Below are 15,343 nucleotides of genomic sequence, written 5' to 3'. Positions count from 1 at the left end.
GATCGACCAACTGGGCGCCAAGCTCCAGTAGGGTTTAGCGCCGGCGCCTGAACAGGCGCCGGCTGCGAACCGCAAAGCGCAGGTTCCGAGGAACCACCCGGCGCTCGATCCTCAAAGACTGCCGCCACGCCATTTCGAGAAGCCGCGGATTGCGCCGCAACATCCGGCGTATGGGCGAGATCACCCGCGGGTGGGCCTGGTGCAGGCGCACGAACTGCCGGCGCGCCTTGAACGAGTTGCGCAGCACCACCATCAGGCCGACGACGATCACCGGAATGCCGCCCGGGCCCGGCAGGGGCGCAATGGCGATCCCCGCCAGGATGATCAGGAAACCCAGCACGACCAGGCCAAAACGCACGAGCCGCCCGGCGATATCGCGGGAAGCTGCGTCGGAGGCGCGGGAACCGCGCACGCTTTGCATGGCGAGTGACACGTTCTGAACCTGGAATGAGCCCGCGCGCCGAACTGGGGGAGGACCAGCGGTCGGACGTCTGCCGATATGAGAACGTATCAGGGAGTCGTAAAGACGACCCTGCCGTTAAATTTTTTCCATGCCGCCGCTATTCGGCGGCCAGAGGCGCCGGCGCCACACCATTGTCCCCCCGCCGCCAGGTCAGCTTGGGCTTGCGGGCGGCCAAGGTCTCGTCCAACCGCCGCATGGGCGCAAGGTAGGGCGCGCCCTTGAAGCGATCCGCGTCGCCGGCCTTGGCCGCATGAGCCAGGGCGATCAGCGCCTCGCAGAAGCGGTCCAGCTCCTGCTTCGGTTCCGTCTCGGTGGGCTCGATCAGCATCGCGCCATGCACCACCAGCGGGAAGTACATGGTCATCGGGTGGAAGCCCTCGTCGATCATCGCCTTGGCGAAGTCGAGGGTGGTGACGCCCGTCCCCTCCAGCCAGGCGTCGTCGAACAGCGCCTCGTGCATGCAGGGGCCGTCAGGGAAGGCCGGGGTCATCACCGGCGACAGCCGCGCCTTGACGTAGTTGGCGTTCAGCACCGCATCCTCGGCGACCTGACGCAGGCCATCCGCGCCATGGCTGACCATGTAGGCGTAGGCGCGGACGAACATGCCCATCTGGCCGTGGAAGGCGCTCATGCGGCCAAAGCCCTGGGCCGCCTCGTCCACGGTTTCCTCGACCAGCCGCAGGCCTTCTGGGCCCGACACCACCCAAGGGGCGGGCGCATGGGCCGCCAGGGCGGCCGACAGCACCACAGGGCCCGCGCCGGGCCCGCCGCCGCCGTGCGGCGTCGAGAAGGTCTTGTGCAGGTTGATGTGCATCGCGTCGACACCCAGGTCGCCCGGGCGAACCCGGCCGACGATGGCGTTGAAGTTGGCGCCGTCGCAGTAGAAGTAAGCCCCGGCCTCGTGGGTAAGGCGCGAGATCTCCAGGATGTCGCGCTCGAAGAGGCCGCAGGTGTTGGGATTTGTGACCATGATCGCCGCCACGTCCGGCGACAGCTTGGCCGCCAGGTCGGCGATGTCGACGCGGCCGTCCTCGGTCTGGGCGATCTCGACCACGGAGTAGCCGACGAAGGCCGCGGTGGCCGGGTTGGTGCCGTGGGCCGAGGTCGGCACCAGCACCGTGCGGCGATGGCCCTGCCCGTTCGCCTCGTGCGCAGCCTTGATGCACAGCAGGCCGCAGAGCTCGCCGTGAGCGCCGGCCTTGGGGGACAGCGCCACCGCCGGCATGCCGGTCAGCGTCTTCAGCCAGTGGGCCAGGCGGTCCATCAGCGCCAGGGCCCCCTGAACCGTGGACTGCGGCGCCAGCGGGTGCAGGTCGGCGAAGCCGGCCAGGCGCGCCACCTTCTCGTTCAGGCGCGGGTTGTGCTTCATCGTGCACGAACCCAGCGGATAGAGCGCCAGGTCGATGGCGTGGTTCTTCTGCGACAGGCGCACGTAGTGACGCATGGCTTCTGGTTCGGAGAGGCCCGGCAGGCCGATGGGCTCGTTGCGCACCAGGTCGCCGAGATCGGAGGCGTCCTGCGCTGGCGCGGCCAAGTCGACGCCGGTCTTTCTCCAGCCGCCCAGTTCGAAGATCAGCGGCTCGTCTTGCAACAGGCCGCGGCCGCCGGTCAGGGAGGCGTGGCCGGCGCTCTCGGCAGCGCCTTCGGGACGGGTCGGTCGGCCGACATTCAGCATGGTCATTACGCGGTCCTCCCGGCGAGCGCCTGGGCGAAGGCTTGGATGTCTTCGGTCGAGGTGGTTTCGGTCGCCGCAACCAGCAGGACGTCGTCCAGCCCGGCCGAAGGATCGAGGCGCGAGAACGGCACGCCTGCGACGACGCCGTCGGCCAGCAGGGTCTCGACGGCTTCAGCCGCCCCGCCCTTCACGCGGATCGCGAACTCGTTGAAGAAGCGCGGCGTCAGCACCTCCACGCCCGGCACGGCGGCGAGGGCGTCGCGCAGTTCGCGCGCCTTGGCGTGGTTGAGGGCGGCGAGCTGGCGTAGACCCGTCTCGCCCAGCAGCGCCAGGTGGATGGTGAAGGCCAGGGCGCAGAGGCCCGAATTGGTGCAGATGTTCGAGGTCGCCTTCTCGCGGCGGATGTGCTGCTCCCGCGTCGAGAGGGTCAGGACGTAGCCGCGGCGGCCTTCCGCATCGACCGTCTCGCCGCAGAGGCGCCCCGGCATCTGGCGCACCAGCTTCTCGCGGCAGGCAAAGAGGCCGACATAGGGGCCGCCGAAGTTCAGGCCATTGCCGATCGACTGGCCCTCGGCCACGGCGATGTCCGCGCCCATCTCGCCGGGCGATTTCAGGAGGCCGTAGGAGACCGCCTCGGTCGTCACCACGATCAGCAGCGCGCCAGCCGCATGGGCCGCCTCGGCGATCTTCGAGACATCGGTGACCACGCCGAAGACGTTGGGGGTCTGGACGACCACGGCGGCGGTGTCGGCGTCGATGGCGTCCAGCACCGCGGCCTCGGCGTCGATGGCCGCGGCCTGGCGCACGATATCCATGCCCTCGGCGTGGGCGATGGTCTGGGTGGTGGCCGCATAGTGCGGATGCAGGCCGCCCGACAGCACCGCCTTCTTCCGGCGGGTGACACGCTGGGCCATCATCACCGCCTCGGCGCAGGCGGTGGAGCCGTCGTACATCGAGGCGTTGGCGACCTCGAGCCCGGTCAGGGCCGCAACCTGGGTCTGGAACTCGAACAGCACCTGCAAGGTGCCCTGGGCGATTTCCGGCTGATAGGGCGTGTAGCTTGTCAGGAATTCCGAGCGCTGGATGATGTGGTCCACCGTCGCCGGGACATGATGCTTGTAGGCCCCCGCCCCGCAGAAGAACGGCCCTGCCCCCGCCGGCCGGTTGAGGGCGGCCAGGCCGGCCAGTTCGCGCTCGACCTCAAGCTCGCCCGCGTGCAGCGGCAGGTCGAACAGTTCGGCCTTGCGAGCCGCGGCGGGCACGTCGACGAACAGGTCGTCGATCGAGCGGACGCCGATCGTCGCCAGCATTTCGGCGCGATCGGCCGGGGTCAGGGGCAGATATCTCATCGTGTCTTTCGCCGGGGTGAGCGGTGTTGCTTACAGCGTGCCGAGGAAGTCTTCGTAGGCGGCGCGGTCCATCAGGGCCTCGACCTCGGACGGATCGGCGACCTTGATCTTGGCGAACCAACCGGCGCCTTCCGGCTGGTCGTTGACCGTCTCGGGCGCATCGCCCAGGGCGGCGTTGCCCTCGATCACCTCGCCGGAGATCGGCGCATAGACGTCGGAGGCGGCCTTGACGCTCTCGACCACCGCCAGGTTGTCGCCGGCCTTCACGGCCTTGCCGGGTTCCGGCGTCTCGACGAACACCACGTCGCCGAGCTGATCGGCGGCGTAGGCGGTGATGCCGATGGTGGCCACGTCGCCTTCGAGGACGACCCACTCATGATCCTTGGTGAAACGCACAGTCCCTCTCCTAGAGCTTGCGGACGTAACGATGGGGCACGAACGGCATGGCCGCGACCTCTGCGGCCTGGGCCTTGCCCCGCACGATGACTTTCAGACGCGTGCCGACGCCGGCCAGGGCCGGCGGCACGAAACCCATGGCGATCGGCTTGCCCAGGCTGGGCGAGAAGCCGCCAGAGGTCACGACCCCGACGACCTCGCCCGCCTCATCGGCGATCTGCGCGCCTTCGCGGGCCGGCGCGCCTTCCAGCACGATCAGACCGACACGCTTGCGCGAGGGGCCCTCGGCCAGCTCCTTGGCGATCCGAGCCGCGCCCGGGAAGTCGCGCGCCTCGCGGCGCTTCTTGGAGACGGCGAAGGCAAGATCGGCCTCGACCGGGCTCACGCTCTCGTCCACGTCATGGCCATAGAGCGGCAGGCCAGCCTCCAGGCGGAGGGAATCACGCGCGCCCAGGCCGATGGGGCGCACCCGCTCGTCGGCCTGCAGGGTGTTCCAGACGCGCTCGGCCTGCGACGCGGGCACGGAGATCTCATAGCCGTCCTCACCAGTATAGCCCGAGCGCGAGACGATCAGGTCGGTCCCGAAGGCGTTGAACATGCGGGCGTCCATGAACACCATGGCCGCCGCTTCCGACGCATGGGCGGCCAGGACCTCGGCGGCCTTGGGGCCTTGCAGGGCCATCAACGCGCGGTCCTCCAGGCGCTCGATCCGCACCTGGCCGGCCAGTTCGTCGTCGATGACCTTGAAATCGTTGTCCTTGCAGGCGCCGTTGACCACCACGAACAGGCCGTCGTCACCGGTTCCATCGGAAGAAATCGGACGCGCGGCCATCAGGTCGTCGATGATCCCGCCGGTGCGGTTGAGCAGCACCGAATAGCGCTGCTTGCCGGGCTTGAGGCCGATGAAGTCGCTGGGCGTGACTTCCTCGAAAGCCGAGAGCGGCGAGACGCCGCGCAGGCGCGCCTGGCCCATGTGCGACACATCGAACAGGCCCGCGTTCTCGCGCGTCCAGAGATGCTCCTTCAACACCCCGTCCTTGTACTGAACCGGCATCGAGTATCCGGCGAACGAGACCATGCGCGCGCCTGCGGCTACATGGGCTTCGTAAAGCGGGGTGGTCTTCAAGGTCTCGTCGGACAAGGGCGACTCCGGCTGATGAACCCGCGAGCGCGCGGAGACGATTCCCCGCGTCGCTTGCGCCCCCGCTGTCCCTGAGCCTGAGAGATTTCGGGGCCGAACCTCGGTCCCTTGCTCCTTCGGCGAGCGCGGGTTGGCCCCGGCGCTACTTTCCAGCGTTCACCAGCTCGCGCGGTCCTTTTGCCTGAGCGTTTCCGGGGCGGTTGCGCCTTCGGCTCCGGCCCCCGAAGGGTCCGATCTCTCCCGCGAGAGTCGCGCATAACTCTTCGATCGGTGGATGGGAGTCAACGCGCAAAGCGCCTGGCCCGGCGCGCTCGCACGCACCGGGCGAGAAAGCAGCCTTACATGCGCTCGGGCGCCTCGATTCCCAGCAGGTCGAGGGCCGCCTCCAACTGGCGCAGGGTCGTCTGAGCCAGCGCCAGGCGCGAGGCCTTCAATTCCGGCGAGGCCGAGAGGATCGGACAGGCGGCGTAGAACTTCGAAAACGCCTGGGCGAGCTTGTAGGCGTGTTCGGCCACAAAGTTCGGGGCCTTCTTGTCATAGGCGTCGGCCAGGGCCTGGTCGAAGGCGTCGAGCAGCAGGACCAGATCGCGCTCGGCCGCTTCGGAGACCACGATCTCGCCGCCCGCCGCGCCCTCGTCGGCCGCCTTGCGCAGCACCGACTTGATGCGCACGGCCTGATAGAGCAGGTACGGCCCCGTCTTGCCCTCGAAGCTTGAGAAACGGTCGAGGTCGAAGACGTAGGAGGTGCCGCGGAAGTTCTGCAGGTCGGCGAACTTCAGCGCCGCGACGGCCACCCTATGGGCGGTGTCCTCGAAGGCGGCGGGGTCCAGCTCGGCGCCCAGGCCCGCCTCGTGCAGGCGCTCACGCGCCTTGTCGCGGGTCATGACGATCATGTCGTTCAGCTTCAGCACCCCGCCCTCGCGGGTCTTGAACGGCTTGCCGTCGGTCCCGTTCATGGTGCCGAAGCCGACGTGCTCCAACGCGCCCTCGACGGCGTAGCCGGCCAGATAGGCGGCGCGGAACACGATCTCGAAGTGGTCAGCCTGGCGCTGGTCGACCACATAGAGCACGTGGTCGGGGCCAAAGCTTTCCTTGCGGTCGAGGATCGTCGCCAGGTCGGTCGTGCCGTACATGGCCGAGCCTTCGGAGGAGACCACCAGCAGCGGCGGCAGCTCGCGCTTGTCGCCCTGCCTCGCCACCCGCACGATCCGCGCGCCCTGGTCGTCGACCAGCAGGCCCTTGGCGTCCAGTTCGGCGACCATCGGCTCGATCAGGTCCTCGACGTCGCTCTCGCCCTTCCAGAGGTCGAAGTCGACGCCCAGGGCGTGGAAGTCGCGCTCCAGGGCCACGCGCGTCACCTTGGCGAAATGCCGCCACAAGAGGAAGTAGCCGGGCGTGCGGTCCTGCAGCGCCGCGGTCAGCTTGCGCGCCCGGTCGCGATAGTCGGCGTCGGCTTTCCCCCGCGCGGCGGCCTCGGGGTAGAGTCGGTCGAGATCGGCCAGGCCGACCTTTTCGAACAACGCCTCGGCCGTCTCGACGTCGTCGGCCGCCGGGCCGCCGGCGTTGAGCGCCTCGACCTGCTCGCCGATGTCGGGATGCTCGTCCATGACGGCCCCGATGAGCAGGCCCATCTGATAGCCCCAGTCGCCGAAGTGGGCGTCGCCGACCACCTCGTCGCCGCGGAAGCGATAGATGCGCTTCACCGATTCCCCGATGATCGAGGAGCGCAGGTGGCCGACGTGCATCGGCTTGGCGACATTCGGCCCGCCGTAATCGACCAGCACCTTGCGCGGCGTCTCCACCACCCCGGCGCCCAGCCGCGGATCGGCGGCGATCTCGGCGGCCCGCTGGGCCAGGGCCTCGGCGCTGACCCGGATGTTGATGAAGCCCAGTCCGGCGGTCTCCACCGAGCCCAGGCGCGGGTCGCTGGCCAGGTGCGCGACCACCTCGGCGGCGATCTCGCGCGGGTCGCGCCGCGCCACCTTGGCCGCCGGCAGGGCGCCGTTGCATTGGAAATCGGCCAGGTCCGGCCGGTCGGAAGGCGTCACACGGCCGAGTTCGGCCGGCAGTCCCGCCGCGGCGAAGGCGGCGGCGACCGCTTCGCTCAGGCCCCGTTTCAGGTCGCTCATTTGTCTTCGCTGGAGTTCCCGGCGACGGCCTGGCCGGCGTTCAGCCGGAAGCGCTTGCCGTCGCGGTTGAAGGCCGCCATCTGCGGCGTCACGTCGAACCCGACCAGCACCTCGAAATTCGCGCCGCTGGTGGTCAGCGAGGCGCGCGGGATGGTGATCTGGTTGATGGTCTCGGTCGCATAGACCCGGTCCTGTCCGGCGGGGAAGGTCACGGGCAGGTCGAAATACTGCTTGGCGATGACCGCGTCGTTGCGCTTGGTCACGGCGACCCAGTAGCGATAGGTCTTGGAATTGCCCTGCGCCTGCGGGCCTTTGCCGAGTTCGAACAGAACCTCCATCGTCACCTTGATGGGTTCTTCGTCCTTGTACTGGCAGCCAGCCGAAATGCCCTGGATCTCGCCGGACCAGCCGACGGCGTTCGAGGCCTCGCGCTCGTCCTTGAACTCGATATAGCGCGCGGCGTCGTAGAGCACCTTCACATAGGGACAGGGGCCTGCGTTACGCAGTTGCGGCAACGGGGCCTGGATGTCGTTCCACTCGGAGTCGCGCTTCTTCTTTTTGGCCGCTTCCTGCTCCTGGCGTTGCTGGTCGTTCGGGCGGCGCTGGGCGGCCGCCATCTCGGGAATCGTGGAGCCGGCCACGATCAGGCCGGCGGCGAACAGCAACAGAGAACGGCGCATGGAGGTCGTCCAGGAAGGAGGGGGCGCTGGGCCCAGGACGGGCGCACGCATCGGCTCCCTACTAATGGCTATCGAATGAGGCCGCAACGCGGCTGGCGATCCGGCCCGCAAACGCCTAGTTTGCCTGCATGTTGCAAGAGCCCCGCCCCCGTCGCCCGCTCAAGGTCCATCTGGCTACGCCGCGGGGATTCTGCGCTGGCGTCGACCGCGCCATCCAGATCGTCGAGCGCGCCATCGAGAAGTACGGCGCGCCGGTCTATGTGCGCCACGAGATCGTCCACAACCGCCATGTGGTCGACCGGCTCAAGGGCCTGGGCGCCGTGTTCGTCGAGGAACTGTCGGAGTGCCCGACCGACCGGCCGGTGGTCTTCTCGGCCCATGGCGTGCCCAAGTCGGTGCCGGCCGAGGCGCGCCAACGCGAGATGATCTATCTCGACGCCACCTGCCCGCTGGTCTCCAAGGTGCACGTCGAGGCCCAGCGCCACTACGACGCCGGCAAGGAGATCGTGCTGATCGGCCACGCCGGCCACCCCGAAGTGGTCGGCACCATGGGCCAGCTCCCCGAAGGCGCCGTGAAGCTGATCGAGACGGTGGAGGATGCGCGCGCCTTCACGCCCAAGGACCCGGGCAACGTCGCCTTCGCCACTCAGACCACCCTGTCGGTCGACGACACCGCCGAGATCGTCGCGGCCCTGCGCGAGCGGTTCCCGGAGATCGCCGCTCCGCACAAGGAAGACATCTGCTACGCCACCACCAACCGCCAGGAGGCGGTGAAGGCCGTGGCGGCCAAGGCCGACGTGCTGCTGGTGCTGGGCTCGGCCAACTCCTCCAACTCCGTGCGGCTGGTCGAGGTCGGCAAGCGCTCGGGCGCTCGGGCGGCCTATCTGATCGATGACGCGGGCAAACTGGATTTCGCCTGGCTCGACGGCGCCTCGGCGGTCGGCGTCACCGCCGGCGCCTCGGCGCCCGAAGTGCTGGTCCAGGGCCTGATCGACCGCCTGGCCGAGGTCTTCGACGTGACGGTCGAGGACGTCGACACCGTGCAGGAAACGGTGAGCTTCAAGCTGCCGCGGGCGCTGGTCAGCTAGAGAGCGTCCTTCCCTTCAGCCAGACGGCGAGGCGCACCGTCTCCCGTTCTCCGGCTGCAACAGCCAGCACAGTCATCGCTGCATCGGCCTGATCGGCGACCAGCCGCAAACCATTCAGACGCAGAAATAGGCCCGCGGCCAGGAAGGCAGCCCGCTTGTTGCCATCTGCAAACGGGTGATTGCTCGCGATTGCGACGAGATAGGTCGCGGCAAGCTCGTGAAGATCGGCCACCTGTTCGTAATGGAATCGGTTCGCGGGCCTTTGCAGCGCCGATTCCAGCAAACCTTCGTCGCGCAGCCCTGACACGCCTCCATGCAAGGCGATGCTTCGGTCATGCAGAACAACAAGAGCGTCTTTGTCGATCCACCGAGGCTCGTTCACTTGGCCAGGGCCCGGAAGGTGTCCCGGTATTGGTCCATGAATTCTTCACCCAGCGCGATCTGCTCGGCGACCTCGGGGCTGTAGGCCGACAGCCGCATCTCCCCGCCCGGAACGTCCGTCAGATAAACGATATCGCCTCGCTCGACGCCCAGCTTTACGAGCGCTTCCTTCGGCAACACGACACCCACGGAATTACCGATCTGGGTCAGTTTCAAAGCGATCATGACGGCCTCCACGCTTACGCCACCATTGTTATAACGTATGTAATACGCGAAGTCGACTTGACCGCCCGCCCGCGCTCCCGCATCCCGGCGCAATCATGGCCGTCTATACCGACATCTCCGACGAGGAGCTTTCCACCCTTCTCGCCAGGTTCGACCTGGGCGTCGCGCTGACCTTCAAGGGCATCGCCGAAGGCGTGGAGAACTCGAACTTCCTGCTGGAGACGGAGAAGGGCCGCTACATCCTCACCGTCTACGAGAAGCGGGTGCGGGAGGACGAGCTTCCCTATTTCCTCGGCCTGACCCGCTGGCTCGCCCAGCGCGGCTACCCCTCGGCGACGCCGATGGTCGACCGCCAGGGCCAAGCCCTGCAGCACGTGCGCGGCAAGCCCTGCGCGATCTTCTCGTTCCTGCCGGGCCTGGCCGTGCGCCGTCCCACCGCCGCCCATTGCCGTGAGGCAGGCGAGGGCCTGGCGCGTCTGCACCTCGCGGGCGAAGGCTTTTCGATGAGCCGGGCCAACGACCTGGGTCAGGCGGCCTGGGCGCCGATGTTCGATGCGCTGAAGCCGGCGGCCGAGGCGCTCAAGCCTGGCCTCTCGGAAGTCATCGACGGCGACCTGGAGCGGCTGGCCGCCGCCTGGCCGGCGGACCTGCCCGGCGGGATCATCCACGCCGACTATTTCCCCGACAACGTCTTCTTCGATCCCGCGGGGCGTTTCGCCGGGGCCATCGACTTCTATTTCGCCTGCAACGACTTCCTGGCCTACGACATCGCCGTGGCGCTGAACGCCTGGTGCTTCGAACCCGACGGCAGCTTCAACATCACCAGCGGCCGGGCGATGCTGGCCGGCTACGAGGCCCACCGCCCCCTGAGCGCCGCCGAGCGCGCCGCCCTGCCCGCCTTGGCGCATGGGGCGGCCATGCGATTCTTCCTCACCCGTCTCCACGACTGGGGCGCGACCCCGGCCGGGGCGCTGGTGCGCCCCAAGGACCCGCTGGAATACGAGCGCAAGCTGGCCGTGCACCGCTCGGCCCCCGACCTTTTCCTGCTGGGCCAGGCCAAGTGACGCCCGAGGTGGTGATCTATTCGGACGGCGCCTGCTCGGGAAATCCCGGACCGGGCGGCTGGGGCGCGATCCTGATGTCGGGCCAGCACGTCAAGGAAATCCACGGCGGCGAGGATGCGACCACCAACAACCGTATGGAGCTGATGGCCGCCATCCAGGCGCTGGAGACCCTCAAGAAGCCCTGCAAGGTCGAACTGCACACCGACAGCCAGTACGTGATGAAGGGCATTTCGGAGTGGATCTTCGGCTGGAAGAAGCGAGGCTGGAGGACCGCCGACGGCAAGCCGGTGAAGAACGACGACCTCTGGCGGCGCCTCGATACGGCGCGGGCGCGCCATGACGTGAGCTGGAACTGGGTCAAGGGCCACGCCGGGCACGAATTGAACGAGCGCGCCGACGCCCTGGCGCGCAAGGGCCTCCAGGAAGCTCGGGCCGCTTGAACATTCGATATCGAACCACCACATAGTTCGATATCGAATGAAAGGAGCCGTCGATGGCCCCCACGGTCCAGGAACGTCCGGACGTCGCTATATTCCACGAGATCGGCGTCATCGAGCATCTTACCCGCATGTCGGTCGCCCGACATCTGCCGCCCGGGATGACCTATGCTCATGTGGAACTGCTGATGCGCTTCCATCGTGACGGCGATGGTCAGACGCCCGCCGAACTCGCCCGCGGCATGCTGATGTCCAAGGCGGCGATGACCAGCGCCTTGCAGAAGATGGAGACGCAGGGCTTCATCACCCTGCTGTCGGACGTCTCCGACCGCCGCAAGAAGCGGGTGCGGATGACGCGCGGGGGCCGCGAGGCGCACGCCGAACTGCTCAAGGCCATGAAGTGGAAGATGGACGCCCTGCGCGAGGGCTTCACCGAGGCGGAGTTCCGTCAGGCCCTGCCGTTCCTGCGCAGCCTGCGGCTCTTCCTCGAAGACGTCATCCAGGCAGGCGAACCCGAAGCCGCGAGCCGCCGCTGAGCCCCGTCACCTCGACGATCGCCTCGAGGTCGAGCGCCGAGCCGTCCTCGGTCTCCGCCGCCCATTCCTTGCCGTCGACCAGGACGCGGCCCGCCCCGTGGACGAAAGCCGCCGTCACTCGGCCGTGATGGCCGACCAGCCGGGCGACATTGTCGTTGATGTCTGGCGCAGCCTGCGTCCGGCGCGGCCAGAAGCGTCGCGCGCCGAGCGTCGTGACGATGGTCAGCACCGCGAAGAGGCCGATTTCGAGGGTGGCGCTGTCGGTGAACAGGCTGACCACCGCCACCACCGCCGCGCTCGCCGCCGGCCAGAGCAGCCAGCCGGACCCGAAGGCGATTTCAACGGCCAGCACCGCACCGGCCACCGCGAGCCAGAACCAGAAGCCGTGCGCCAGATAGAACTCGGCAAGCGGGCTCATCGATTCAGGCCCCCGTCGGCGGAACGGCTCCGCGACGCGCCGCCGGCCGCGGCGGATTGTCGGCGCTGACGGTCTTCACCAGTTCGCCGACGCCGGCCAGCGAGCCGACCAGGGCCGACATTTCCGAAGGCACGATCACCGTCTTCTGCTGCGGGCTTTCGGCCAGCTTGCCGAACGCCTCGACGTACTTCTGGGCCACGAAATAGTTGATCGCATTGACGTCGCCGCGGGCGATGGCTTCCGACACCATGGTGGTGGCCTTGGCCTCGGCCTCGGCCTCGCGCTCGCGGGCTTCGGCGTCGCGATAGGCCGCTTCCCGGCGCCCCTCGGCCTCGAGGATAGCGGCCTGCTTGGCGCCCTCGGCGCGGGCGATGGCGGCGGCCTTCTCGCCATCGGCCTCGGTGATGACGGCGCGGCGCTCGCGCTCGGCCTTCATCTGGCGGGCCATGGCGGAGGTGATATCCGGCGGCGGTTGCAGGTCCTTGATCTCGATCCGCGCCACTTTCACGCCCCAGGGCGCGGTGGCGTTGTCGATGACGTGCAGCAGGCGGGTGTTGATCTGGTCGCGCTGCGAAAGCACCTCGTCCAGTTCCATCGAGCCAACCACGGTGCGCAGGTTGGTCATGGCCAGTTGGGCGATGGCGTAGTTGAGGTTGTCGACCCGATAGGCCGCCGCCGCGGCGTCCATCACCTGGATGAAGACGATGCCGTCCACCTGGACCACGGCGTTGTCCTTGGTGATCACTTCCTGGCGCGGCACGTCCAGCACCTGCTCCATCATGTTCACCTTGCGTCCGACGGTTTCGACGAAGGGCGTCAGGAAGCTGATCCCGGGCGAGAGGGTGCGCGTATAGCGGCCGAAGCGCTCGACCGTGAACTCGCGGCCCTGCGGCACGATCTTGATCGCCCCGAACAGGATGACCAGCGCCAGGACGACCAGGACGCCGACTGCGGTAAGTTCCATGACAACCTCTCCGAGAACGGAACGGTAGATTAGCGTGGAGACGGCTCTGCCGTCACCTGTTCCGCTTCCGGCTCCACCGGCATGATCCCGGTCCTGTATTTCACGTGCGAGAGCGCGTCGGCCAGGTCTCGGCCCCGGACCGCCGCCAGCGCCAGGGCGCGCCGAGCCCCCTCACCGCAGGCAGGATAGATACGCCGGCCTTCCGCGAGGCCGGCGTTGAAGCTCGCCGTCATCCGGGCGGCCAGGTCCTCGTCCGGCTGCTCGGCGTCGACCAGCCGCTCCATGCGATCGCGCCAGCGCCGCTCGGAGGGGCCCTCACAGGCCTGGCTGAGGGCCTGGCTCTCGCCCAGCACGCGGGTCAGGCCGACCAGGGCCTCGCGTTGGGCGACCGAGCGGTCCTGCGCCACGGCCGGCATGGCGGCGGCGAATGCGGCAAGGGCGAACAGCGTCAAACGCATGGCCGCACTTAAATCCGCCGCAAGCGGCTTGTCACCTGCGCACGGCAGGCGTTAGCGCAGGGCCGACGTCGCCGGAGATCACCATGCGCGCCCTGCCGCCCGCCCTCGCTCTCGCCCTGATCTCGCACGCCGCCCTCGCCGCCGCGCCGGCCAAACCGGCCGCCAAGCCCGCCGCCGCCAAGCCTGCGCCGGCCTTCGACGCTCGCGATCCGGCCGCCCTGATCGGGCTGCTTGCGGGCATGGACGCCAAGGCCGACGTGGCCGCATCCGGCGCCGGCGTGGTCGTGCTCAATGTCGCCACGCCCGGCGGCAAGTTCGGCGCGCAGTACGTCGACTGCGACGGAAACGGCAAGGCCTGCGGCCTGTTGGCCTTCTCGACCGCCTTCGAGCGCCGCGGCCCGACCCTGGACCAGATCAACGTCTTCAACCGCACCCAGGTCGCCTGCCGCGGCTACCTCACCGACGACGGCCGCTCCAACGTGATGTACGGCCTGCTGCTGACCCAGCGGATGACCCCGGCCGAGATGAAGCAGCACCTGGGCGTCTGGCAGGGATGCCTGGCCACGTTCGGCCGCTTCAACCGCGATCCGCAAGGCTTCGTGATCGGAGGCTAAAGCCCGGTCTCCCAGCGGGCGGCGGCCAGCCGCTCGACCAGGAAGTCCATCAGCACCTTGACCCGCGCTGGGCGCAGCCGGCCCGGCGGGCTGACGATGTGCAGGGCGGGCGTCGGCGGGCGCCAGTCGCACATGGCCGTTTCCAGCGAGCCCTCCTTCAGGTCGCGCCAGCAGATGAACTCCGGCTGCAGCGCTACGCCCAAGCCGGCGCGCAGCGAAGCACTGAGGCTTTCCGAGCTGTTGACCCGCAGCGGCCCTGCGACGCTCACCGTCACCTCCTCGCCCGACTGGCGGGTGAAACGCCAGGTGTCGGGGCTCTCGACATTGGCGTAGGTGAAGCAGCGATGATGCGCCAGGTCACGCGGATGCTCCGGCTTGCCGAACGCCTCGAAGTAACGCGGCGAGCCCACCAGCATGACCCGCATGTCGCAGACCCTGCGCGCCAGCAGCGAGGAGTCGGGAAGCTGAGCGATGCGCACCGCCAGGTCGAAGCCCTCCGCCACCAGATCGACCTTGTGATCGGCCAGGTCGAGATCGAGGCTCACCTCCGGATAGCGGGCCAGGAAGTCGGGCAGGATCTCAGCCAGGTGCAGCAGGCCGAAGGACGCCGGCGCGGCCAGTCGCACGACGCCCCGCGGAACGGCCGACTGCGCGGCGGTCTCGGCCTCCACCGCCTCGCCTTCGGAAAGGATGCGTTGCGCCCGCTCCAGCGCATTTCGGCCGCTCTCGGTCAGGGACAGGCGCCGCGAGGTGCGGTGGAACAGTCCCGCCCCCAGGCGCGCTTCCAACCGTGACACCGCCTTGGAGACCGTAGCCTTGGACAGATCCAGATCGGCGGCGGCGCGGGCGAAGGAGCCGGTCTCGGCCACCTTGGCGAACACTGCCCAGGCTTCAAAGTCAGGGAGCTTTGACATCGTATTTTCGGAAACGATTAGTTTCCATCGTTTCTATTTCTAAAACTCATGGGATCGCTACCTTTTTCTCGAACGGACGGCCCAAGCAGACCCGTCCCCCGGAGATCAAGTCATGATCGACCTTCGACCCTTTGAAACCCTCGGCGGCGCCGACCACGGCTGGCTCGACGCCAAGCATCACTTCTCGTTCGCCGACTATCACGATCCCAAGCGGATGAGCTGGGGCGCCCTGCGCGTCTGGAACGACGACAGGATCGCGCCGAATTCGGGCTTCCCGCCGCACCCGCACGCGAACATGGAGATCATCACCTATGTCCGCACCGGGGCGATCACCCACCAGGACAGCCTGGGCAATACGGGCCGCACCGAGGCGGGCGACGTGCAGGTGATGAGCGCCGGCTCGGGCATCCG

19 protein-coding genes and 1 riboswitch are annotated in these 15,343 nt (G+C 68.3%); of the genes, 6 read left to right on the top strand and 13 right to left on the bottom strand.

Going from position 1 to position 15,343, the window contains the following annotated elements; all coding sequences use genetic code 11:
- Positions 1–34: 34 nt before the first annotated feature.
- The 7 genes from ACE3TL_RS13695 to ACE3TL_RS13665 form a co-directional block, all read right to left on the bottom strand.
- Positions 35–421, bottom strand: a complete 387-nt coding sequence (locus ACE3TL_RS13695) for a PGPGW domain-containing protein (RefSeq protein ID WP_374579238.1) — start codon at positions 419–421, stop codon at positions 35–37.
- Between the two features lie 139 nt (positions 422–560).
- Positions 561–2,144 (bottom strand): aminomethyl-transferring glycine dehydrogenase subunit GcvPB, encoded by a 1,584-nt coding sequence (gene gcvPB, locus ACE3TL_RS13690; RefSeq protein WP_374579237.1) that lies wholly within the window; start codon positions 2,142–2,144, stop codon positions 561–563.
- Positions 2,144–3,487: an aminomethyl-transferring glycine dehydrogenase subunit GcvPA gene (gene gcvPA / locus ACE3TL_RS13685; RefSeq protein ID WP_374579236.1), complete on the bottom strand. Its 1,344-nt coding sequence runs from the start codon at positions 3,485–3,487 to the stop codon at positions 2,144–2,146. Before gcvPA ends, gcvPB begins: the two co-directional genes overlap by 1 nt.
- A gap of 30 nt (positions 3,488–3,517) precedes the next feature.
- The gene (gcvH, locus tag ACE3TL_RS13680) at positions 3,518–3,883 is read right to left on the bottom strand and encodes a glycine cleavage system protein GcvH (protein ID WP_374579235.1); all 366 of its coding nucleotides are present in this window, start codon (positions 3,881–3,883) and stop codon (positions 3,518–3,520) included.
- 10 nt (positions 3,884–3,893) lie between these two features.
- Positions 3,894–5,024: a glycine cleavage system aminomethyltransferase GcvT gene (gene gcvT / locus ACE3TL_RS13675; protein WP_374579234.1), complete on the bottom strand. Its 1,131-nt coding sequence runs from the start codon at positions 5,022–5,024 to the stop codon at positions 3,894–3,896.
- Between the two features lie 159 nt (positions 5,025–5,183).
- Positions 5,184–5,277: riboswitch (glycine riboswitch) on the bottom strand.
- Between the two features lie 85 nt (positions 5,278–5,362).
- Positions 5,363–7,153: an arginine--tRNA ligase gene (gene argS / locus ACE3TL_RS13670; protein ID WP_374579233.1), complete on the bottom strand. Its 1,791-nt coding sequence runs from the start codon at positions 7,151–7,153 to the stop codon at positions 5,363–5,365.
- Complete coding sequence (locus tag ACE3TL_RS13665; protein WP_374579232.1) at positions 7,150–7,833, bottom strand: Tat pathway signal sequence domain protein; 684 nt, start codon at positions 7,831–7,833, stop codon at positions 7,150–7,152. The genes argS and ACE3TL_RS13665 overlap by 4 nt, the downstream gene beginning before the upstream one ends.
- Before the next feature lie 128 nt (positions 7,834–7,961).
- On the opposite strand from ACE3TL_RS13665, the gene ispH reads away from it, so the two are divergent.
- Positions 7,962–8,921: a 4-hydroxy-3-methylbut-2-enyl diphosphate reductase gene (gene ispH, locus ACE3TL_RS13660; RefSeq protein ID WP_374579231.1), complete on the top strand. Its 960-nt coding sequence runs from the start codon at positions 7,962–7,964 to the stop codon at positions 8,919–8,921.
- Here ispH and ACE3TL_RS13655 read toward each other — a convergent pair.
- On the bottom strand, positions 8,914–9,303 hold the full coding sequence (locus ACE3TL_RS13655; RefSeq protein WP_374579230.1) for a type II toxin-antitoxin system death-on-curing family toxin: 390 nt from the start codon (positions 9,301–9,303) through the stop codon (positions 8,914–8,916). The genes ispH and ACE3TL_RS13655 overlap by 8 nt on opposite strands.
- Entirely contained in the window at positions 9,300–9,527 is a 228-nt protein-coding gene (locus ACE3TL_RS13650; RefSeq protein ID WP_374579229.1) for an AbrB/MazE/SpoVT family DNA-binding domain-containing protein, read from the bottom strand. The genes ACE3TL_RS13655 and ACE3TL_RS13650 overlap by 4 nt, the downstream gene beginning before the upstream one ends.
- Before the next feature lie 95 nt (positions 9,528–9,622).
- On the opposite strand from ACE3TL_RS13650, the gene thrB reads away from it, so the two are divergent.
- Genes thrB through ACE3TL_RS13635 form a run of 3 tightly spaced genes read left to right on the top strand, consistent with a single transcriptional unit; the run spans position 9,623 to position 11,564 of the window.
- Complete coding sequence (gene thrB / locus ACE3TL_RS13645; RefSeq protein ID WP_374579228.1) at positions 9,623–10,591, top strand: homoserine kinase; 969 nt, start codon at positions 9,623–9,625, stop codon at positions 10,589–10,591.
- Entirely contained in the window at positions 10,588–11,031 is a 444-nt protein-coding gene (rnhA, locus tag ACE3TL_RS13640; protein WP_374579227.1) for a ribonuclease HI, read from the top strand. The genes thrB and rnhA overlap by 4 nt, the downstream gene beginning before the upstream one ends.
- Positions 11,032–11,084: 53 nt before the next feature.
- Positions 11,085–11,564, top strand: coding sequence for a MarR family winged helix-turn-helix transcriptional regulator (locus tag ACE3TL_RS13635; protein ID WP_374579226.1), 480 nt, complete (start codon positions 11,085–11,087; stop codon positions 11,562–11,564).
- Here the strand turns inward: ACE3TL_RS13635 and ACE3TL_RS13630 are convergent.
- Genes ACE3TL_RS13630 through ACE3TL_RS13620 form a run of 3 tightly spaced genes read right to left on the bottom strand, consistent with a single transcriptional unit; the run spans position 11,524 to position 13,404 of the window.
- Positions 11,524–11,982 (bottom strand): NfeD family protein, encoded by a 459-nt coding sequence (locus ACE3TL_RS13630; RefSeq protein WP_374579225.1) that lies wholly within the window; start codon positions 11,980–11,982, stop codon positions 11,524–11,526. The two genes, ACE3TL_RS13635 and ACE3TL_RS13630, sit on opposite strands and share 41 nt — an antisense overlap.
- Positions 11,983–11,986: 4 nt before the next feature.
- Entirely contained in the window at positions 11,987–12,946 is a 960-nt protein-coding gene (locus tag ACE3TL_RS13625) for an SPFH domain-containing protein (protein WP_374579224.1), read from the bottom strand.
- 29 nt (positions 12,947–12,975) lie between these two features.
- Complete coding sequence (locus ACE3TL_RS13620; RefSeq protein WP_374579223.1) at positions 12,976–13,404, bottom strand: TIGR02301 family protein; 429 nt, start codon at positions 13,402–13,404, stop codon at positions 12,976–12,978.
- An 83-nt stretch (positions 13,405–13,487) separates the two neighbouring features.
- On the opposite strand from ACE3TL_RS13620, the gene ACE3TL_RS13615 reads away from it, so the two are divergent.
- The gene (locus ACE3TL_RS13615) at positions 13,488–14,018 is read left to right on the top strand and encodes a YbjN domain-containing protein (RefSeq protein WP_374579222.1); all 531 of its coding nucleotides are present in this window, start codon (positions 13,488–13,490) and stop codon (positions 14,016–14,018) included.
- Here ACE3TL_RS13615 and ACE3TL_RS13610 read toward each other — a convergent pair.
- Entirely contained in the window at positions 14,015–14,932 is a 918-nt protein-coding gene (locus tag ACE3TL_RS13610; RefSeq protein WP_374579221.1) for a LysR family transcriptional regulator, read from the bottom strand. The genes ACE3TL_RS13615 and ACE3TL_RS13610 overlap by 4 nt on opposite strands.
- 112 nt (positions 14,933–15,044) lie before the next feature.
- Between ACE3TL_RS13610 and ACE3TL_RS13605 the strand changes: the two genes are divergently transcribed.
- Positions 15,045–15,343: pirin family protein (locus tag ACE3TL_RS13605; protein ID WP_374579220.1), on the top strand; the 299-nt coding region annotated here is incomplete at its 3' end.

Origin of the sequence: Phenylobacterium sp. (genome assembly GCF_041920015.1) — a bacterium.
Lineage (GTDB): Bacteria > Pseudomonadota > Alphaproteobacteria > Caulobacterales > Caulobacteraceae > Phenylobacterium.
Note: the sequence above shows the minus strand (reverse complement) of the source record. Positions and strands in the feature narration are given on the sequence as shown.